The sequence below is a fragment of the Sporosarcina sp. NPDC096371 genome, assembly GCF_044762865.1.
Taxonomy (GTDB): domain Bacteria; phylum Bacillota; class Bacilli; order Bacillales_A; family Planococcaceae; genus Sporosarcina.
In genome coordinates this window covers 29,228-51,249 of the sequence record NZ_JBIWFE010000003.1, presented here as the reverse complement: position 1 = coordinate 51,249, position 22,022 = coordinate 29,228, and the positions used below count along the sequence as shown (strand labels likewise).

General features: G+C 41.3%; 17 protein-coding genes and 1 riboswitch. Of the genes, 8 read left to right on the top strand and 9 right to left on the bottom strand.

What is annotated here, in order from left to right; translation table 11 throughout:
• Positions 1–341: 341 nt before the first annotated feature.
• Positions 342–1,058 carry a 3-ketoacyl-ACP reductase gene (locus ACIQ0H_RS09035; RefSeq protein WP_403413548.1) on the top strand — a complete coding sequence of 239 codons (717 nt, stop codon included), beginning with the start codon at positions 342–344 and terminating at the stop codon, positions 1,056–1,058.
• A gap of 51 nt (positions 1,059–1,109) precedes the next feature.
• Here ACIQ0H_RS09035 and ACIQ0H_RS09030 read toward each other — a convergent pair whose 3' ends face one another.
• Positions 1,110–1,655, bottom strand: a complete 546-nt coding sequence (locus tag ACIQ0H_RS09030) for a DUF420 domain-containing protein (RefSeq protein ID WP_403413546.1) — start codon at positions 1,653–1,655, stop codon at positions 1,110–1,112.
• Positions 1,656–1,984: 329 nt separating this feature from the next.
• Here ACIQ0H_RS09030 and ACIQ0H_RS09025 point away from each other — a divergent pair, with 329 nt between their 5' ends.
• Positions 1,985–2,713, top strand: coding sequence for a polysaccharide deacetylase family protein (locus tag ACIQ0H_RS09025; protein ID WP_403413544.1), 729 nt, complete (start codon positions 1,985–1,987; stop codon positions 2,711–2,713).
• Positions 2,714–2,765: 52 nt separating this feature from the next.
• Here the strand turns inward: ACIQ0H_RS09025 and ACIQ0H_RS09020 are convergent, their stop codons facing one another.
• Positions 2,766–3,677: a COX15/CtaA family protein gene (locus tag ACIQ0H_RS09020; protein WP_403413542.1), complete on the bottom strand. Its 912-nt coding sequence runs from the start codon at positions 3,675–3,677 to the stop codon at positions 2,766–2,768.
• 182 nt (positions 3,678–3,859) lie between these two features.
• Between ACIQ0H_RS09020 and ACIQ0H_RS09015 the strand changes: the two genes are divergently transcribed.
• The 3 genes from ACIQ0H_RS09015 (at position 3,860) to ACIQ0H_RS09005 (ending at position 7,816) form a co-directional block, all read left to right on the top strand.
• A complete protein-coding gene (locus ACIQ0H_RS09015) occupies positions 3,860–4,765 on the top strand; it encodes an AEC family transporter (RefSeq protein WP_403413540.1) in 906 nt (301 codons plus the stop codon).
• Positions 4,766–4,819: 54 nt separating this feature from the next.
• Complete coding sequence (locus ACIQ0H_RS09010; protein ID WP_403413538.1) at positions 4,820–5,263, top strand: YusW family protein; 444 nt, start codon at positions 4,820–4,822, stop codon at positions 5,261–5,263.
• A gap of 348 nt (positions 5,264–5,611) precedes the next feature.
• Positions 5,612–7,816 carry a YhgE/Pip family protein gene (locus tag ACIQ0H_RS09005; RefSeq protein WP_403413536.1) on the top strand — a complete coding sequence of 735 codons (2,205 nt, stop codon included), beginning with the start codon at positions 5,612–5,614 and terminating at the stop codon, positions 7,814–7,816.
• Positions 7,817–7,934: 118 nt separating this feature from the next.
• On the opposite strand, the gene ACIQ0H_RS09000 is transcribed toward ACIQ0H_RS09005, so the two are convergent.
• From ACIQ0H_RS09000 to ACIQ0H_RS08980, 5 genes are all read right to left on the bottom strand, one after another.
• Positions 7,935–9,059, bottom strand: a complete 1,125-nt coding sequence (locus ACIQ0H_RS09000) for a Ger(x)C family spore germination protein (RefSeq protein ID WP_403413535.1) — start codon at positions 9,057–9,059, stop codon at positions 7,935–7,937.
• Positions 9,056–10,168 carry a GerAB/ArcD/ProY family transporter gene (locus ACIQ0H_RS08995; RefSeq protein WP_403413533.1) on the bottom strand — a complete coding sequence of 371 codons (1,113 nt, stop codon included), beginning with the start codon at positions 10,166–10,168 and terminating at the stop codon, positions 9,056–9,058. The genes ACIQ0H_RS09000 and ACIQ0H_RS08995 overlap by 4 nt, the downstream gene beginning before the upstream one ends.
• Entirely contained in the window at positions 10,169–11,674 is a 1,506-nt protein-coding gene (locus tag ACIQ0H_RS08990) for a spore germination protein (RefSeq protein WP_403413532.1), read from the bottom strand. It lies immediately after the preceding gene.
• Positions 11,675–11,836: 162 nt separating this feature from the next.
• Entirely contained in the window at positions 11,837–13,255 is a 1,419-nt protein-coding gene (locus ACIQ0H_RS08985; RefSeq protein ID WP_403413530.1) for an NAD-dependent succinate-semialdehyde dehydrogenase, read from the bottom strand.
• A gap of 6 nt (positions 13,256–13,261) precedes the next feature.
• The gene (locus ACIQ0H_RS08980; protein WP_403413528.1) at positions 13,262–13,762 is read right to left on the bottom strand and encodes a DUF6843 domain-containing protein; all 501 of its coding nucleotides are present in this window, start codon (positions 13,760–13,762) and stop codon (positions 13,262–13,264) included.
• A 145-nt stretch (positions 13,763–13,907) separates the two neighbouring features.
• Between ACIQ0H_RS08980 and ACIQ0H_RS08975 the strand changes: the two genes are divergently transcribed.
• From ACIQ0H_RS08975 to metE, 3 genes are all read left to right on the top strand, one after another.
• A complete protein-coding gene (locus ACIQ0H_RS08975; protein ID WP_403413526.1) occupies positions 13,908–15,029 on the top strand; it encodes an MBL fold metallo-hydrolase in 1,122 nt (373 codons plus the stop codon).
• Positions 15,030–15,293, top strand: coding sequence for a DUF3006 domain-containing protein (locus tag ACIQ0H_RS08970; protein WP_403413524.1), 264 nt, complete (start codon positions 15,030–15,032; stop codon positions 15,291–15,293).
• Positions 15,294–15,417: 124 nt separating this feature from the next.
• A riboswitch (cobalamin riboswitch) is annotated at positions 15,418–15,565 on the top strand.
• Positions 15,566–15,759: 194 nt separating this feature from the next.
• Positions 15,760–18,048, top strand: coding sequence for a 5-methyltetrahydropteroyltriglutamate--homocysteine S-methyltransferase (metE, locus tag ACIQ0H_RS08965; protein WP_403414458.1), 2,289 nt, complete (start codon positions 15,760–15,762; stop codon positions 18,046–18,048).
• A 122-nt stretch (positions 18,049–18,170) separates the two neighbouring features.
• Here the strand turns inward: metE and ACIQ0H_RS08960 are convergent, their stop codons facing one another.
• Together ACIQ0H_RS08960 and ACIQ0H_RS08955 are read right to left on the bottom strand one after the other, a co-directional pair.
• A complete protein-coding gene (locus tag ACIQ0H_RS08960; protein ID WP_403413523.1) occupies positions 18,171–20,582 on the bottom strand; it encodes an EAL domain-containing protein in 2,412 nt (803 codons plus the stop codon).
• A gap of 51 nt (positions 20,583–20,633) precedes the next feature.
• Entirely contained in the window at positions 20,634–21,938 is a 1,305-nt protein-coding gene (locus ACIQ0H_RS08955) for a protoglobin domain-containing protein (protein WP_403413521.1), read from the bottom strand.
• Between the last annotated feature and the right edge of the window lie 84 nt (positions 21,939–22,022).

Here is a 22,022-nt window from a genome sequence, read left to right as displayed (position 1 = left end):
AACGGCACTTTTCTGTGAACTTACGCTGAGTTAGCGCTGCGCATGGAGGCAGCTATCCCTTTGTTAACCCCATAGATTAAAATCGTTTGATCATTTATCATGGTTTCTTCTCCTTACATCCCCCTATTCTACTAGAAAGTTATTGCCAAGTTGTTGCTAGTTGAGTTGACATGAATTATTCCTTTGAAATCCGCTGCGGCGCTTGGGAAGGATTGAACTCCATCCTTCCTCGGGGATGCCTCCCACGATAAGCCTGACGGAAAAGCTGTTTCAATAGGTCACACGCATTCTATTTGCTATACTTACCAATGTAAATACTTATCCAAAAAGGAGCTAATTACATGCAAAACTTAACAGGTAAAACGGCATTGATCACTGGTGCAGGTAGAGGAATTGGCCGTGCGACAGCAATTGCTTTTGCGAAGGAAGGCATCCATATTGGCCTTGTAGGAAGAACAGCTGCAAACCTTGAGGAAGTAGCGAAAGAACTTAGTGAATACGGCGTCAACGTAACAATGGCTACGGCTGATGTATCAGATAACGAATCGGTTATCGCGGCAGTTGAACATGTCAAATCCGAATTAGGTCCTATCGATATTCTCATTAACAATGCGGGTATCGGTAAGTTCGGTAAATTCCTAGAGCTATCTCCAGAGGAATTCAAAAATATTATCGACGTCAACTTAATGGGTGTTTATTATGTCACAAGAGCTGTGCTTCCTGAAATGATCGAGCGACAAGCCGGCGACATCATTAATATTTCATCAACAGCTGGACAAAAAGGTGCACCCGTCACAAGTGCTTACAGCGCATCTAAATTCGGTTTATTAGGATTGACAGAATCCCTTATGCTAGAAGTTAGAAAGCATAACATCCGTGTCAGCGCCTTAACACCAAGTACAGTTGCGACTGATTTGGCATTTGCTGAAAACCTAACAGACGGCAATCCTGACAAAGTCATGCAGCCAGAAGATCTTGCTGAAGTCATGGTGATGCAATTGAAATTGCACCCACGTATTCTTGTGAAATCGGCTGGGTTATGGTCGACAAATCCGTAATAGCATCTATGAAAAAAGCTTTCCAAGGAAATTTCCCTGGAAAGCTTTTTTTCAATAATAAGGTGAGATCAAAATATACACCAACACACCCGTGAAGCTAACATACAACCAAATCGGCATGGTCCAACGCGCAATTTTCTTATGACGCGCATTTTCTCGGTTCCAAGCGCGTGCCACACTCGTCAGCGCAAGTGGTACGATTACTGCCGCCAAAATGATATGCGTAATGAGAATAAAGTAATAAAAACCAGCCATGAAACCTTCTCCACCATAAGGCGTGGAAGGTGCTAAATAATGATACGTGACGTACGTAAGCAGGAAAAGGAATGTCGTCGTAAATGCCGCGTAAATAAAGCGACGATGTACCGTGACATTACGCTTTAATATCGCAACCAACGCACACACTAAGAACACAAAGGTAAAACTATTCAAGATAGCATTCGTCAACGGAAGAATGGTCAGATCAAATGCATCAAAATTCTTCTCCCCACGCATACCTGATAGGACACCAATCGCCCCGATTAAAATAACCGACAATGCAATAATGAACGGCTTATAATTACGTTTTTTAAACGGCTTACTAGCACTATTATTCATCTACATGATTCACTCCAATAGTATTTAAAATTCCTTCTTAAAAAATTTTACCACAACCTGGCCCATAAGAGCGTATCCAGCGTAGAAGTTCATGAATCTGTCAAGAAGAGATAACTTATATATCGTCAAAAACAGCAAGTAAAATAGTAGTAAATGATAGATTTCATTTTGATAACAACGAGACGTTCTTCCCAATTCAACGCTTGGAATGGTCCATTTTTTCACATGCAATCCTCCGTATAATACGTTGTCTTCGACAAATACTATGTTAGCGGATATCCATCAAGGACAATCTTCAGCCATCAACAGAAAGGATGGGGGAATGATTTATGAAATTTTTGAGTTTAAAGATTGTATTCGTACTGATTTTACTTTTCTCAATTACGTATGTAGCTTTGGCAACGGAAAAAGGAAGGCCCTATTATGAAGAAAAAGGATATGTTCTATGGGAAGTTAAAACAGATGAAAAATTAATCGCTCTGACATTTGATGATGGACCCGACAAAACCTACACGGCCCAAATTTTAGATTTACTTGCCCAATACGATGCGAAGTCAACCTTTTTCGTTATTGGAGAACGTGCCGAAAAATTTCCGGATCTTGTTCGTAGGCTAGATGATGATGGCCATGAAATTGCGAATCATACGTATACGCATCCTTATTCCACTACTACTGACAACCTGAAGCAAGAACTGAAAAAGACCAATGATGTAATCCGTGATATCACCGGTACTGCGCCTTTTCTTTATCGACCCGTGGGTGGAAGTTATAATGAACGTATGATTAATACTGCGGTACAAAGTGGCTACAAAGTGGTGATGTGGTCCTGGCATTTGGATACAAAGGATTGGAAAAGACCCGGGGTACAAAACATTGTCTCCATGGTGACATCGGGTGCTAAGCCAGGAAATATCGTATTATTTCATGATGCAGGCGGTGATCGCTCTCAAACCGTAGCAGCACTTAAGCAAATTCTACCTGCCTTACAAAAGCAAGGGTATACATTTGTAACAGTGTCAGAGCTGATGGATCGGACTAGTGTCAAGGTTCATCACTAATTGAAAAACAGGGTTCTAACACGATTTGATATCGTCCCAGAGCCCTGTATGATTAGGGTTGCCCCAAGTATTTTCTAGTCTTCCCCGTTTTCTTTGATGAAATCTGTTTCGTCGAAAAAAGAATAAGTTTCCCTTTTTTTATGACAATCGCGGACATAAATAGTCGCGCCTCCACAACGAGAGCAAATAGCACGATGCCAACAGCAACATGAAACAGTATCCAACCTATTCCATCAGAAGTCTTCATCGATAAAAGACCGAACAAACCTTGCAAAATTACGGTCAGGGAAACGAATTTAAAACGCTTTTGAAGCCCCGCACCCCAATCTTTGGCATAAGACCAATTCGTCAACACTAGACTATATCCTGCCGAAATAATCCATAATAGTGTCAGCACCGTTTGTAGCGGTTGCGAGCTTGTCCCCTCCATCAAACCGTGTCTCACATACGCTTCGACAAATAAAGTCAGCAACACTAAGCCTAGAAAGACCGTCAAATGTCTGGAAATCATTTTGTGCTGTTCATAGTTTAGTGAAAAATAATGAAAACGGACTGATTGACTCCATATCACTAGCACACATGCAAGATAAAGCATCGCAAGTATTGCATGTACCGCTACAACAAATGTATGCACTTCAAACCATACACTAGCGGCACCTAATAACATTTGAACAACAAATAAAGACATCATCCAGTTAGCTACCTTTCGAATAGTAGCACTCACCTTTGCACGTTTTACGTTCACAACTAGCATGACAGTCATGACACCCTGAACAACCCCCATTGCCCTATACAAAAACACAATGAGTGCATCGCCTTCGAGAGGTGGAATGAGTTTTCCATTACACAAAGGCCACTCAGATCCACATGCCGTTCCTGATGATGATGCAGCCACAAAACCACCCATTACCATGAAACCAAACGTAAGGACTATTGTAAAAAAAGACAATCGTCTAATTGACACATTCAACCCTCCATGTCCTTGTCATGCTCATACTAGCCAAAATCCGGCCATTCTATAAGCAGATTGAACAGCAGATAGGTGCATTTCACCCCTTTCGATTATCTTTTCATCACGATAGATAGTTCACGAATCTATAATCTGCTATGCTAGAAAAAAAGATTGATTGTTGGAGATGAACAGCTGTGGATTTAATCTTGATTATTTTGCCGGTATTTATTATTTTTTTCATCGGATATATGGGACAAAAACTAATCGGCTTTGATATTAAGTCGATCTCGACGGTAGCCCTTTACCTAATGTCACCTTTTCTAGCATTCCGAACATTTTATTCGAATGCATTAACGATGGATTATCTTTACATAGTCTTATTTTGTTTAGCTTTAACAGTCGTTCTTCTTGCTATCGTCTGGCTAACAGCACGCGCTATGAAGTCAACCAGGCCTCAGCTATCGGCTATGATTCTCGGTGGCGTGTTCATGAATAGCGGCAACTATGGTGCACCCGTTGTACTCTTTGCATTTGGGGCTGCCGGGTTTGATTACGCAGTAGTCATGATGGTGTTTCAATCACTGTTAATGAACACCATTGGTATCTTTTTTGCATCCATTGGTGGAGAGGAAAAAGCGACATTGCGCCAGTCATTCCAGCGGGTCATCCGTATGCCGCTCATTTATGCCGCCGTGTTAGGAGTTGGTCTTCAGCTACTCCCCATAACGGTCCCTCAGACTTTGATGGAAGGGATTAGTCTCGTTGCAGATGCCTCTATTCCTACAGTGATGCTCGTACTCGGCATGCAACTCGCGGCCATTGCTAGAAAAAAAGTGGCGTACCGCTATGTTTCGGCAGTTGTTGTGGTTAGAATGGTGCTATCTCCTTTAATCGCAGCTGGCTTTTTGTATTTTATGCCGATAAATGACTTACTCAAAGCAGTCATTATTGTCCAATCTGCAATGCCTTCAGCGGCAAATACAACCATGTTTGCGCTACAATTCGGTACGGAGCCAGACCTTGTATCATTTACAACATTCATCACAACGCTAATTAGTATCGTCACCATCCCTTTGGTGCTGTTTTTCTTGGGCGTATAACATCTTCACTCGTCGGTTAGGCTACTATAAAAATCCGATGAAAGGATGGGCGATTTGAAAGTAAAATGGATACTGCTAATTATCGTTCTACTGTCTTCCCAATTAGTGATGAGTGCTTGTAGTGATAAAAATATCGTGAAGAAAAAAAGCGATGAAGATGAACAACAATCCCTCGGAGACGAATTCGGCTTCATTTCATTCGATGTTGCGATTGATACAACGGATACGAAAGAAGCCATTCTCGCCAACTATGAGGAAAAACCCGATAAGACAGAAGCTATGTATGAGAACAAAATGGAAGATGCGTACTTGCATGGTGACCAAGCAATGGACAAACTCGATGGCATCTTCAAGGAGCTAGCACTCGAATCCGATGCCGATGACGAAGATCTAATCAAGCAAACGGCAGAAGCATTTGGGGTGAAGGAGTATACAACGTTGAAATTGACGATTCAATTTAAAGGGCATGATGCAAAAAAATTGATGATGTCGAAGTAATTTCCACTATTTGTAGATGGAGAAACATTCAGCTGTACTATCGTTTCACAGCAAATCGAAATTAATAACATAAATAAGCATTCTCAACGGCACTTAATTTTTGTGCATGTTGTGGATGCTTTTTTGTAGATTACAATTTAACAGTCTCGGTTACCCTTACGTAATGTCATGGCTTTTTTCAAGTATTTTATTCGGGTTCTAGGTAAGAATAGGACTAAACATGAAGATTACTTCTGTTGACAATATAAAATATTGATAGTGAATTTGCGGTTGCCTTTTTCTTTCTTTTTATCATATGGAATCGTTTTGTTAACATCAGTTACAGGACAGCATGGAGGAGATGGTTAGATGAAGAATGCGTGGAAAATATTCACTTCAGACGTCAAAGGCATAGGACGAAATTGGATGGCATCCCTCCTAATAGGCGGTCTTATTTTTCTTCCTTCCCTCTATGCATGGCTCAATATTATCGCTTCCTGGGATCCATATTCACAGACCAGTCAAATGCCCATTGCCATTGTCAATGAAGATGTTGGAGCAAATGTACGCGGAGAACACATTGATGTCGGGGAACAGCTTGTGAACACATTAAAAACGAATAAGGATATGGGCTGGATATTCACCAATCGTGAAAAAGCAATGGAGAAAGTGGAGTACGGCGATTATTTTGCTGTCATTATAATTCCCGCAGATTTCTCCAATAAGCTGACCTCTGTCATTACAGATATACCGGAAAAAGCGCAAATAGACTATTTCGTTAACGAGAAAATCAATTCCATTGCACCAAAAATCACAGAAAAAGGTGCCAGTGTCATTGTAGATCAAATGAGTGGCCAGTTCGTCTCCACTGTCAACGGCGTTATCTTTAACGCCTTCAATGAAATAGGCATTGAAATTGAAAACGACTTGCCGGATATTCAAAAGTTCGAACAGTACATTTTTGATTTGGAAGAAAACCTGCCGAACATTAATAAATTGCTGAATGAATCATTAACCGATACAAAATCCGCACAAAAGATCATCCAAAAAGCACAGAATCTTCTCCCTGATGTACAGCGGTTAACCGCCGACGGTCTCAGTAAGCTGAACAGCACCTCTGACTTTCTTACGAAAGCGGAAACAAGACTAAACGAAATGGCCCCGAAGATAAACGCAGATTTAAAGAACGTACAAAGAATTTCTACTGAATCCAATGACATGCTAAAAAAAGTCCAGTCTTTGGATCTCGATTTCACAGAACTGGAAAGCGTAAAACAACAACTTGACCAAAGAATGAGTAAAGCGATTGAAACCGTCGAAACGATTGAAGCCGATCTTATTCTTTTGAACGATATGAATGCGTCACAACCCTCTCCGCCTACAGAGGAAAATAACCAAGCCGCTAATTCTTCCAAGGGCCAAGCACAACTTGACGATGCCATTCAAAAGACCACGATGCTAAAAGGATTCCTTCAGGAAGTTCAAGGCAACGTTCAAAAAAGTAACGCGCTTGTAGAGGGGAAACAGCTGCAATTTAAAAAAGCCATTGATGAATTGCAGGAAATTACCGCTACTGTTTCCGTCAAATTGGATACTTTCATCAATGACTATAAAGAAACGATTGAACCCCGGGTACTTGCTGAAGTTGGCGAAGCTAAAAACATTGTGCTTGAAGCCAAAGGGATATTAAATGGTATCCATACGACCCTTCCTGAAGCCATCCGGATTATCAGTAGTACAGATGGTCATGTCAACGAAGGAACGAACATACTTGAAACTGTACTCGGGGAGTTTCCTTATGTAAATGACAAAGTAAGACAACTTGCGGGGCGTATCCGAAAAATACAGGGAGATGTAGAAATTAACGAGATTATTAAACTGCTTCAAAATGATCCGCAAGCGGAACGTTCCTTTTTTGAAGAACCGATTGTTTTGAATGAAAACAAACTATTTCCGATTGAGAATTACGGTACAGGAATGACCCCTTTCTATACTGTGCTCTCCATTTGGGTCGGTTGTCTATTGCTCATTTCCTTGCTTGCTGTCGACACAACGCAAAACAGCAATTATATCGTCAAGGATATCTATTTCGGACGCTTTCTCACATTTTGGGCGATCGGATTCTTACAGACCTTGATTGTGACAATCGGCGATATCATCTTGATCGGTGTAAAGGTCCATCATCCGGTTTGGTTTATCTTATTCGGATTATTTATCAGTTTTATTTTCGTTTCAATTGTCTATACACTGGTTTCTGTGTTCGGAAACGTCGGAAAAGCACTTGCCATCATCATGCTTGTCTTGCAAATTTCCGGTTCAGGCGGAACTTACCCGGTCGTTTTACTCCCTAAGTTTTTCCAATTTATTAATCCCGCCCTTCCATTCACATATGCCGTTGACTTAATGCGTGAAGCGGTGGGCGGAATCGTCTGGAGAAGAGTAGGTATCGATCTGTTATTCCTGATGGCTGTCGGTTTGGCATTCTTACTTTTCGGCACTTTCCTGAAAGAACAAATAAACAGAAAAACAAAGCATCTATTGACCAAGTCCAAAGAATCCGATCTGTTTCATTAAGCATGTAGAAACCCAACCTTTACTTTAGCAAGGTTGGGTTTCTACATAATCTACTCAATAAACGGACCTATTAAGATGCGTCCAAATTAGTCTAAAGTGTAGTCCTCTTCCAGATTGTTCATTCAAATACTCCACTTCTAAGCAATGTAAAGTCAACATTGACATTGACCTTCATTTCCTTGTACAATTCATGCCACTTCTCATCTGTAAGTTTAGAATGACGTACAGAGCTTCTGTACAATTCACCATATCCAAAAACATCCGAGTCAATTTGTTGACAATAGGCAATTACTCTCGATATTTCACTTGATAAATTCTTACCAATTAATTTTTCAAGTTCTTCCACCTTTTCAGGTTCCCAGGTATCGATGTCCGGTTTTATTTCTAATAATCTTGCTTGTACGTTGAGATGTAAATCAAATTCGGGTGTTTCTGGATTGACTAACTTCACATCACTATCCGTTTTAATCGGATCGAATACCAAATGAAATTCTTCAGGGGATCCCTTTATTAAAGATGAAGGAAAATCATCGCCTTTAATCTTTATTTCAAGCGTTCCATTTTGATAATCATCTCGACTTAGCTTCACGTAAAAACTATCCTCAACAGAAAGTTCCCCTATCATTTTATCTTCCTTAAATAAAGCGATGCCAGAAATCTCGATAAGCTCCTTATCTTTTTTTATAATAGGCAATGCAATGTCTCTGCCTGGAGAATAAAAATCATACGCTATTTCATGAAGTGTAGATGAAACTACCTGCTCACTTTCAATGTTTTGATCTAACAGCTTATAGATATGTTCACCAATTTCATCGATATCTGGGTATTGAAATTCAAGTAATGGTCTCGCCTCGCCCTCAACTACCGCCACAATCACTCCCGCACTTATAGTGGGATTTCTCAAGAAGGTGTCAATGTAATGGCCAATGCCATTTTCGGCAAACTCCTTCCCGAACAAGACTCCCCTCAATTGTCCTGACACCAACTTTTCGGATGTCCTGAGATTGATTTTTGCTCGTGTCCCTTGACTGGTTTCATTTTCAGCGGTAATAATTGCAACTTTACTTTGTAATTCTGTACCTACTTGGCGAACAACAGCTGTTGTCTCGACGTTTTCCTCTTTACCTGTGTCATAGCCTATCAAAGTGACTAAACTCACCCTTTCAAGGATTTTGGATTTTGCACATCCGACTAAACTAACGCAGAGTACTAGTAATAGTATAAAAAAATAAAACTTTTTCATTCTTTTTTCTCCTTATTTGATTTAAACTTATTTTTTATCGCTGCTAGCACATACAAGATGATAGGGTAAACAAAAATAATATAAAATGCCGCTTGGTTAAAGTAATCATTAAACGTATTTATTTGAACTCGAGTTTTAAAAGTTAAGCTTATAATGAAGATAATTAATGAGAATATCCAGACGAATTTATTCGCATTTACCTTTACCATACGGCTGGTTCCGCGATATGCAGACCATACAAACAGACAAAGGTTCGATAAAATGATCAACATCCAAAAACAAACAACTATATACTCAATTCGTTCGATGAACGGTAGTTTAACAATACTGAATAAAGACAAAGTCGCCCAAATGGTTTTAGTTAATTGTTCCCCACTGAAGTAGGTTAACGAAACCAACATGATGGCGAGGTAAATGATGGTCGTCACGAACAAACCAAGATGAATATGTTTTTTTGCATTCTCTTTATCTTTTACAAAAGGATAAATCACATATATTATCTCAAATCCAATAACTGTAAACGCCATAGACTTTACCCCCTTCAATATTTCGCTCATATTGGCCTCTAAAACGGGGAGAAGACTCCGTGTTTCTATGAACTTTATCGGATAAGCCAATATCGGGATAAGCCATATGGCAAGTACAACACTAAAAAAGGAAATGCCCACAATTACCCGCAGACCACCCGTAAACGTATAAATCACGATTAACAGCAATGTAGCTGCAATAAACCAAGTACCCAAATCTGGGAAAACCCATGTCTGAACGACTTCAATATAGTTTCTCAAAACGGTGAAAAATGCACCTGAACAATAAATTATATAAAGAATGTTCAACAAATTACCTATCCATTTACCAAATATATCTTGTTGAATGCCGTAAAGATCATTTGAACCATACATTTGTAGCGTTTTAAGCATAAAAAAGACGATGACATGTGTGGCAAGACCTGCAAGAAGTACAGAAATCCATGCATCCTGTTTTGCATCTTGGTAGATAACCCGCTGAAATCCCTGTAACCCGACCCCAATTTGAGCGGTATGAATGATGAAAAAAAGTAGAAATGCGTTAAACGTATCCTTGGGACTAAGTTGTATAGAACTTTTCACTTATTTCACCTTCTGAGCATTTTTTTCAGGATTTATAGGCTCAGGTTCATATTTGTCTTCATCTTCCGGTCTGGTATTTGAAGGCCTCTTAAATGTAAATGGTAAGGGTAATCGGACAAGACTATCCCGCCAATCAATTAGACGCGGTGGATAAAAAGGAGCTGTATACGGCGACCCCAGACTTGTTTGTCGCAAAAGGTGAGTAAGGATGAAACAAAGTCCCAGCATAATCCCATAAAAGCCCCAAAGTCCTGCTAATAGTATTAACGGGAAGCGAATGATTCTGATGACATTGCCCATCATATAACTCGGTGTTGTGAATGACGACAATGCCCCTAAGGCAATAATGATAATTAAGATATTACTCGTAATCCCCGCTTGAACAGCTGCCGTTCCAATCACGATACCACCAACAATACCAATCGTTTGACCAACCTTCGACGGTAATCTGACTCCAGCTTCTCTAAGCAGTTCAATAATAAGTTCCAAAAGTAGGGCTTCAATTACAGGTGGGAATGGAACTAAAGCTCTTGATTCACTTAGCGGAACTACGAGCGTTTGTGGAATGACTTCGTAGTGAAATGTTAATGCCGCTACATATAATGGAGTTAAAAAAACAGATAGAACAACCGCACCGAATCTTAATAACCGGGCAAACGTAGCGATCTGCCATCGAAGATTTTGATCTTCCTGACTTTGGAAGAATTCAAGAAATGAGTGTGGACAAACGATTGCAAGGGAACTTCCATCCACGATGACGCCTAACTTACCATTCAATAGTTCAGCGCAAAACTTGTCCGGTCTTTCTGTCAGTAACATTTGCGGAAATATGGATAATGAGTTGTCGTCTATCAACTGTTCAAGAATCGAACTATCCAATACGGAATCAACCTCAAGGTCGTTAATCCTTTGACGTAGCGTACTCACCATTTCCTCAGAAGCAACGCCTTTAATGTATAACATAGCCACTGCTGTTTTCGATTGTTTGCCAAGTTCTATTTTTTCATTGCAAAGGTCCCTATTTTTTATGTATCTCCGAATCAAGGAGACATTCGTTGAAAGACTTTCATTAAACCCAACTTGTGCACCGATTACTTGGGACTCATTTTCCGGCGCTGCTAATGCCCGCGATTCATCAGTGGGGATTCTTGCCAATACAACTTCCGAGTACCCCTCAACATGAATAAGTAGAGCCCCATCCATCATTGCAGTGATGGTTTCATTCGTGTTATTGGATAACTCCACTTGAGGGATGGTCAGTGTGGATAAGATACTTTCTGGCGAGACCTTCTGACTTTTGAACAAGTCCTGCAAAATATGACTTTTTAATATTTTTGCATCCACTAACGTGTCTATATAAATAAGCGTAAGACTCGGGGGAATTGATTTAACAATTAAATCTGATGTGTTATGAACAGCATTACTCACTGCCAGAATAAATTCATTTGCTAATTCTGACACTGTACATTCGATTTCTATCGTACTTTCCATATTATTTTTTTCCAATATCAAACTCACCCCATAACTAACTTTGTTTCTAAGATTGACTTTTAAACAGTAATCTATACTCTTTTACTCATTTTTACCGTTTAAGATATAAATCTATAAATTTTAAAAGGATTGCACAAAAAAACCGATCCAATGATGCGGATCGGTTTTACTTTTTCATTATAGACCAAGTGAAATATACTTCATTTCTATATACTCGTCGATGCCATGCTGCCCACCTTCACGACCTAAACCGCTTTGTTTAAAGCCTCCAAACGGAGCTTGTTGTGTCGATGGAAGTCCATCGTTCAACCCAATGATGCCATACTCCAGTTTTTCGGTCACTCGGATTCCCCGCGTAATATTTTCTGTGAAGACATAAGCAGCCAGTCCATAAATCGAATCATTGGCTCTTCTGATGGCTTCCACTTCGGTCGTAAATGTGCTAATTGGCAATACAGGACCGAATGTCTCCTCTTGCATACACACCATGTCATCCGTTACGTTTGCCAAAATGGTTGGCTCGAAGAACAGCCCTCCCTTTGGATTACCGCCAAGTTCAACTGTTGCACCGCTTATTGTTGCATCCTCTACATGTTGTTGTACTTTTTCAACAGCAGAAGCATCAATGAGCGGACCAATATCTACGCCTTCATCCAATCCATTGCCGACCTTCATCTTCTTCGCTTCTTCAACAAGCTTTTCTGTAAACGACTTCGCAATCGATTCCTGCACGTACACGCGGTTGATGCAGACACATGTCTGACCTGCATTGCGGAATTTCGCCGCCAGTACACCTGCTACGGCTTTATCCAGATCACAATCTTCCATAATAATTGCCGGCGCATGCCCACCCAGTTCAAGGGATACTTTCTTCACCGTTTCCGCAGCACCTTGCATGAGTACCTTGCCCACCTCCGTCGAGCCTGTGAACGTCAATTTCCGGACACGCGGATCTTGTAGCCAAGTATCCCCAATTACTTTGGAGTCTCCCGTAACGATATTGACAACGCCACTCGGGATACCTGCCTGCTTGGCCAACTGAACAAGCTTCAAAGCTGTCAGTGGCGTTTGGCCGGCTGGCTTTATGACAACCGTACATCCTGCTGCCAGTGCTGGCGCCACTTTCCGTGTGATCATCGCCGCCGGGAAATTCCATGGGGTAATCACTGCAGCTACTCCAACTGGCTGCTTATGAACGAAAAGGCGCTTGTTTTGTTGCGTAGCCGGTATGATTTCACCGTAAATCCGCTTGCCTTCCTCTGCATACCAGGACATAAAACCATTCGCATAATTGATTTCACCACGAGCTTCAGAAAGCGGTTTCCCTTGTTCTTGCGTCATCGTCATCGCCAGGTCTTCCGTCTGCTCCTTTATCAAATCATGCCAGTTGCGAATCAATTCACTTCGCTCATAAGCCGATAAACTAGACCATTGTTCAAATGCTTTGTACGCAGCATCGACGGCAAGCTCAGCTTCCTCACGACTCCCCTTCGGAACAGTCGCAAATACTTCGCCTGTAGCAGGGTTACTTACTTCTATAACTGGCAGTTCATGCCCAACTTCTTCACCATTAATCATCATAAGATAAGTTTTCAAGTATACTCACTCCTCATTGGACTTCGAATAGTATTTCTCCAATACCCGATTCATAATCGGTTGTGTTTTTCCATCCTCAAAATTGCTAGTCGTATTCCGAAATGCATCAGAACAGTCATCTGTAATATCAATACCTGTATAGACAAGATTCACTGACGAACCATCACCATAAGAATCATATCCGCCTGTCCCTAATCCCCGAACGCAACGATCATCAATGGGTGTCCGCGTACCATTTTCATCAACAAAATAATATTGATCCGTCACAGTTCCATACGTCATATCATTCTTCGAAGTCGCAAAATAACCTTCTTCATTCATTTCATGAACCGCAAAATCCCCTTCATACGTAAGTGGCTGCGCACCCTTCACATTATAAAAAGCCAATGCATGCCCGGTATAACCTTCAGGAATTAAATAGATGGCGTTTGTTTTGCCGCTGTTCATGCATCCACTTACTAAAAAGGTTATGAAAAGTGTGCTTACGATAAACCACTTTTTGTTCATTCTTTATTCCCTCATCTCATACATTCGTTCAAAATCATAACGGTTATCTGTCAATTCTATCATATTATTGTCAATGGAACTAACGTTCACCCATCTGTTACAATTAAGGATATACACTATGACATTATGACTTAGGAGGACTATCATGCGTAAAAAAATAGTCGCCTATCTTACTCTATTCATCAGTTTGCTTATTTTTTCTGGTTGTTCAAATGACATCATTGAACCTGTATCCAAATTAGACAACGTAGAGATAGACACTGGCGATGCACAACAAAATGGTACATTGAAAGTCCATTACATAGACGTTGGACAAGCGGATGCGACGTTGCTACAAGTAATTGACAAGGATGAATCGATTAATCTCCTTATTGATACCGGAGATTGGAACGCATCCGATGTAGTCGATTACCTTCATGCACAAAATATCAAGGATATTGACATCATCGCCGTGACACATCCCCATGCCGATCACATCGGCCAATTGGATAAAATCATAGGAGAGTTTTCCGTAACTGAAGTGTGGATGAACGGGGAAACCGCAAATTCAGGGGTGTTTGCGAAATCACTAGAAGCAATTGAGAAGCATAATGTCGAGTATTACGAACCCGAAGTTGGCGAGGTATTTGACATCGGACCACTTGAAATCGCGATTCTTCATCCAAACGCTCTTTCGGCGAATACAAATAATAATTCGCTCGCGATGCGGTTACAATATGGAGAAGTGTCCTTCCTATTCACAGGGGATGCTGAACAACAGGCGGAACAGGCAATCCTCACAAATGGCGCAAACATCCATGCACAGATTTTACATCTCGGACACCATGGCTCCAATACATCTAGCACACCTGAATTTTTGCAGGCCGTCAAGCCAGAAATCGCGATTTACTCTGCCGGGATTGATAACTCATATGGTCATCCTGATGCTGAAGTCGTTGATCGTATCCATTCGAGGGACATCCCCCTATACGGAACAGATACACATGGTACGATCATGGTAGAAACAGATGGAAAAACCTATACAGTCATGACCCAAAAACAAGGAACACTTTCCCAGCCAACAGCGGGAAATTCTTGTCTGGATATCAACACGGCAAGTGAAGAAGATGTTCAGCAAATCACACATATCGGTCCTGCTTTGGCAAGTGAATTAATCAAACTTCGCCCTTATCATTCTATTGATGAGCTCACCACCATTAAAGGGATTGGACCTGCACGTTTACAGGATATCAAATCGCAGGGACTTGCCTGCGTGGGAGGCAAATAAATGCATTCAGGCTATCTCGATCGTTTTACGGATACAAATGACGCATTGATACTCGTTGACGCATTACAACAGCAATTCCATGTACCCGTTTCTTTCCTTCCAGCAGGCAGCACTGTGGGGACTTGGTTTTTAGTGACTATTCAAGAAGATAAAATCATTGCGATTCAAACAGATATAGACAAGACGCTTGCGAATAGGCAAGAAGTTGAAGATCGAATGCAGCGATTGAAATCGAAAAAGACAAGCCGGTTTAAACGTCAGTAAATAGTTGAAGACCCGAAAAAACGCCAAGGAACCATTCCTCTGGCGTTTTTTCAAACTCTTTCGTAATATTCCGTTTGACAGAATAATAGATACATGATAGCTTTGAACACATCGATAACTAAATAGTAAAGCAATGGAAATAGGTGGTCTGATGAGTCGTACATTTGTCAGATCTTAATAGAGAAGCCGGTGAAACGATAATCCGGCGCGGTCCCGCCACTGTAACAGCAAATTTGCTGAAGCCAGATAGCTGCCTATTTTTGTAACGCTCTACCCTACGGTCGATAGGGAGTGTTAGAATGCAAACGCAAATGATATGTGTGCCGCGGCACACATGTACGATCCGTAACTAGCGGAATCAACTACGTAAACATTTCTAACCCTCGTTAGAAGTGTTTTTTTGTTGCCTAAGAAGCTAAAAAACACTTCTTCACTTCACAAAAAGAGGAGACGAAACGGTATGTCAATGATCAGCAGTACGATTGGTTACCCATATATCGGGGGCAACAGGGAATGGAAAAAAGCACTCGAGGCTTTTTGGACTGGAAAATTGGAGGAAGACCTATTCCACGCAGAAATCGAAACACTTCGGCTGGAACGTCTTCAAAAACAAAAGGATGCGGGGATTGACTTGATTCCTGTCGGTGATTTCACGCTTTACGACCGGATGCTCGATACAGCTGTGATGTTCGGCATGATTCCTGAGCGCTTTGGATGGTCTGGCGGAGATGTATCGCTTGCCACGTATTTCTCGATTGCACGCGGCAATGATCAAGCAGTTGCGTCAGAAATGACAAAATGGTTCAACGCAAACTACCATTACATCGTGCCAGAATATGGTCAGAAAAAACTAGTACTGACAGAGAACAAACCACTTACTGCCTATCTGGAAGCGAAAGAAAAATTGAATATTGACGGCAAGCCTGTTTTAATTGGCCCATATACGTTTTTAAAACTATCAAAAGGCTATGACAAAAAGGATATCCCGGCATTCATTTTGCAATTGATTCCCCTTTACGGCCAAATTCTTAACGAATTAGCAGAAGCAGGGGCGCAGTGGGTTCAACTCGAAGAACCGATTCTCTCAACGTCACTGACGAAAGATGACATCCAAACCGTCTCCGAAATTTACAAACAACTAAGTACGGTAGCTCCGCATACTAAAATTATGCTACAAACATATTTTGACGCACTCGAGAACTATGAAGAGGTTGTTGCCCTTCCTGTAGCTGGTATTGGTCTAGATTTCGCGCAAGGTGCAGATAAGAATCTTGAACAATTGCAAGCACACAGTTTCCCAGTAGATAAAACCCTTGCTGTCGGCCTCATTGATGGACGCAACATCTGGCGTGCAGATTTGAAAGAAAAAGCGAGTTTGCTTGATGCGTTGACAAAGCTCGTTCCAACAGATCGCATGTGGGTACAACCTTCAAGCAGTCTGCTTCACGTTCCAGTTACCGTACAATCGGAAGAAAAACTGGATGCAACGATTAAAGCCGCGCTTGCTTTTGCAGATGAAAAGCTTGTGGAAGTCACAACGCTCGTTAAAGGCCTGCGCGAAGGGAATCAAGCGATCGCAGATGCGGTGGCAACAAGTTTAACTGCTCGTCAAAATCTTGAAGATCTGCCTGCAAGAAATCACCCTGGTTTACTGCAAGCCGTGCAAAACATCAGCGTACAAGATGGTCAGCGTCATTCGCCATTCAAAGAACGTCGTGACAAACAGCAGGACTACTTTAAATTGCCACTATTACCAACAACAACAATCGGTAGTTTCCCACAGACACCGGAAGTTCGCCGTGCACGAACAAAATGGCGCAAAGGTGAATCGACGGATGTACAATACCGCGACTTCGTCCGCAATGAAATCAAACAATGGATCGACATTCAAGAAGATATCGGGCTAGATGTCTTTGTTCACGGTGAATTTGAACGGACGGACATGGTCGAATATTTCGGCGAAAAATTGGGCGGCTTTGTCTTCACCGAGAAAGCTTGGGTCGTTTCCTACGGTTCACGCTGTGTCAAACCACCCGTTATTTACGGTGATGTGACATTCATCAACCCCATGACCGTAGAAGAATCTGTCTACGCTCAATCCTTAACGAACAAACCGATGAAAGGAATGTTGACGGGCCCTGTCACCATTTTGAACTGGTCATTTGTACGCGACGACATTTCGCGTAAAGATGTCACCTACCAAATCGCACTTGCGCTACGAAAAGAAGTCGAAGCGTTGGAAGAGGCTGGCATTCACATCATTCAAGTAGACGAACCCGCTCTTCGCGAAGGCTTACCGCTCAAAAAGTCGGAATGGAACGACTACCTGGAGTGGGCCATCAACGCATTTAGACTAGCGACAGCGTCCGTACAAGATACAACGCAAATCCATACGCATATGTGCTACTGTGAATTCAACGACTTCATCGACTCGATCAGTGGGCTGGATGCAGACGTCATCTCCATCGAAACATCACGAAGCCACGGCGATCTCGTTTCCGCCTTCAATGACTTCTCTTACGACAAAGGTATTGGTCTCGGCGTCTACGATATCCATAGCCCTCGGGTTCCCGAAGTCAAAGAAATGATTGACGTCATCGAACAAGGCCTTGGCGTACTAGAACCCAACCAATTTTGGATTAACCCCGATTGCGGTTTAAAAACAAGAAAGCATGAAGAAACCATTGCAGCTTTAAAAAATATGGTCGCGGCTACAAATACTATGCGCGAGCATTACGCTGTTTTGCAGAAATAACTACTGTAGACACGTCTATGCCTGCCAAATTCCGGGCAACATTAAAAGCCAGCTCCCGACGGTTTCAGTGTAATTGAAACCGCTGGGGACTGGCGTTCTTCATTTCGGATTACCAAGCAATTCTATAACCCATGATTAATATGGTTAGCGACTAGCATTTCCAACTTCGCAGCAGGAATGGGTGGGCTTAACAGATACCCTTGTATTTCTTCGCAGTGCAATTCTGTTAGAAATGCTAGTTGCTCCTCATCTTCGACGCCTTCTGCAATGACATTTAACTGCAAACTTCGCGCGATGGAAATAATCGCCCTCACAATAGCAGCATTTTCTGAATCACTGGTCACATTCCGCAAAAAAGATCTATCAACTTTGATATGATCAATCGGCATTTTCTTCAAATAACTAAGCGAGTTATAGCCTGTTCCAAAATCATCTATACTAATCTGAACGCCTAGCTTTTTTAATTCGCGTAATACTTGAATAGAGTATTCTGCATCCATCATCATGTTTTCTGTGATTTCCAGATTCAGCAATTCGGGGGCCAATCCCTCATCTTGTAGTGTTTCTGAAACCATTTTTACAAGTTCAGGTTTTTGAAACTGCACAGCGGATAGATTGACAGACATCTCTAACGGTAACGAATTATCCTGCCACTTTTTACATTGGGCAACCGCAGTTCGCAACACCCAATTTCCAATCGGGACAATCAACCCCGATTCTTCCGCTTGCGGAATAAAATCATCAGGTGAAATGAACCCCTTTTCAGGATGATTCCACCTAACCAATGCTTCTACCCCAATAATTTGCCCACTATCCACATGAAGTCTGGGTTGATAGTACACAACAAACTCGTCACGTTCCAACGCCATTCTCAACTCATTTACCAGCTGTAGTTTCTGTAAAACTTGTAAATCAGTTCCCTTTCTGAAAAATGAATAACCATTCCTCCCCTGTTCTTTCGCTTCATACATAGCAATATCAGCATGTTTCACCAGCGTTTCCTGATTTTCACCATCTGACGGATACATGGCTATGCCAATACTCGTTGTGATGAATGCTTCATGACCTTCAAGATCAAAAGGCTGAGCCAAGGATTGGATGAGTTTTCCCACTATATTTTCCGCTTCCTGTCTGGTTGTCCCATTCAAAATAATCGTAAACTCGTCACCACCATTTCGGGCGACTGTATTCTGTGTTTCCATACAGTTCTGCAGTCTTTCTGCAACACTTTTCAGCATTAGATCTCCAACGGTATGACCCATAGAATCATTGATAAGTTTAAATCCATCCAAATCTAAATATAGAACAGCTACCTTTGTCTGATGCGCTTCCGCTTCTTTTAAAGCCATACGGAGATGTTCATTGAAAAAACGTCGATTTGGTAAACTTGTCAGGAAATCTCGGTACGCCATTTTCTTGATTATGTCCTCGGACTGCTTTACCTTTGTGATATCTCGGGCATATACCGTAAATAACGGTAGTCCCTCCCGCTTTATTTTCGTAATGGTTAGTTCTATTGGAAACTCGTCACCGTCACACCGAACGCCGATGGTTTCTAAACGCTGATCACATATCATCTTTCCATCACTCGCTGTGATGCTAGGAACTTCTGCTTGTTTCGCAGATGGCTGCACTAAGAGTTTATTTTTTAAATTATGTCCAATTAACTCTTCCTGTATATAGCCAAATGTCCTCACCGACGCTGGATTGCATTCGATAATATTCCCTTTATGGTCAATGATGATCAAACAATCTAACACTGACTCAAGAATGGCCCCCTTAAAGGTCATTTCTTCCTCTAGTCTCCGATCCAGAACGAAAGAAATCGCAAGTACAATACCTAATATTACGATGGTACCCATCGTTAACCCGACAACAATCGAACTCGTATCAAGAGCAACAACTACTTTTCCCACACTAGAATTGTCTGGCACGATAGTTGCTGCAAACATGCCTGTATAGTGCATACTAGAAATGGCTATTCCCATCACCGTTGCGCTAACTAGTTTCGTATTACTACTTACCCCGTTACGGCTCCCGCGGAATCGAAAGGCCAACATTAATGCAATAATCGAAGCACTGATTGCAAGCACCAGGGAAACAACGACAAGGAAGGGGTCGTAAGTAATACGTATGCCTTTCATCGCGGCCATGCCAATGTAGTGCATGCCACTTATCCCTACTCCCATAAAGCAGCCACCGAAAACCAAATTCAAGCTGTTCATATTTGACTTGTAACTAACATACAACCCACACAAGGAAGCCGAAATAGCAACTATGATTGAAACGAGTACAAGTAAAATATCGTACTGAACAGGAACTGGCAGTTTAAAGGCAAGCATCGCAATAAAGTGCATCGCCCAAATGCCGATACCCATTGCAGCTGATCCACCAAACAGCCATAACTTCCTTTGCCAACCTACGGAGAAATTAGTTCTTCTTACAGTCTCTATCGCCGTGAGTGAAGTTAAAAATGCAAACAATAATGACAGTGCTACCAATGTAAAATTATGAGTCCCGTGCATAGAATGCATACAACTTTCACCTCTTTTTCTAAGCCAAGCCAGTAAAGTAAGTAGTTCTTCTTAAAGATCTTCAATTGTCTCTAAGAGTCGATCTGATGAAAAGGCAAGTATTTGAACCGCTTTATTTATTTCATTTAGTATTTCGGAAATAGTGCTTATATCAGAGTTTGACTGTTCACTTTGTTCTTTAATACCAGCCATTGACTGGACGATAACATCAAATGAGCTGATTACACACTTACTACTTTCCGCACTGTTGTAAACAAGTTTTTGCATAGCAGATACTGATTTCATCATATCTACAATACCTTCATCAGTGTTTTCTATTAAACCTGTTACGTTTCCGATTGCCTCTTTTGTGTCTTCAGAAAGCTTGCGCACTTCCTTAGCAACCACCGCAAATCCGGCTCCATGCTGCCCCGCCCGCGCTGCCTCAATCGCAGCATTTAAAGCAAGTAAATTTGTTTGATTAGCTATGGCAGTCACTAAGTCAACAACATCGCGAACTTGACTCGATGATGCCTGTACTTGGCCCATCTTCGCCTTCAAGTCTCGATTACTTTCGATGATCGCTTCTATTTGCTTTGTTTGATTGATCAATAAATCCGTTCCTACATGCGATTTTTGTTCAGTATCTGTTACTAAAGACAAACTCTCTATTGTCGAGTCCCTAATTGTCATGGCTTCAACCGCCAATTGCTCAATAGAAGCACTTGTTTCTTCACTTATAGTAGCTAATTCTTGTGAAGTACTAAGTACTTGTTGTTTAATGGTTGCTTTGAACTTCATTTCTTCTGTTCTTCGCTGTTCATGCTTATCCTCGTAGGCTTCCAGCACTAATTGCTGTTCCAAGTTCAAGACTCTATAGAACGCACGTATCAATTCCAGTCTATCTTTCGGTGAAATGAGTAAGTTTTCAACGAAGAAGGAGAACTCCGTAAACAAAGATTCGAAAGCGCCCATATACCATTTTGGTTCTAATCCGATTCGTACGTGAACATGCGCAATTACTTTTCGTTGCTGAAGATAATTAGCGTCTATACAACCATCAAACATTTCTTTTAAATGACTTGTCAGTGAGATTTTTAGACGATCTATACTCTTATTCGAATCAATAATTTGCACTAACGATGATTCAACTGTAAGTGCTTTGTAAAATTCATCGACAACCTTTGTCAGAAAAGGATCGATATGTGGCTTTAAATGTCGAAGCATCTCCAAATCTCGCGTAGTTAAATGGATCATTTCAATTTGTTTTTGTACTTCCGGGAATTTGTCCACATCGATTTTTACGGACTGTGTTTGGGTAAAATCAATCATCGATTCTTGATAGTTTTTCGAACGAAATCTTCTATGTACATGCATGACAATAACCCCTTCTTACTTCTTAATGGTCACTAGACTTCTTCCTGTTCAGCAAAAAACATCCCTGATAGACAGCACAACTAT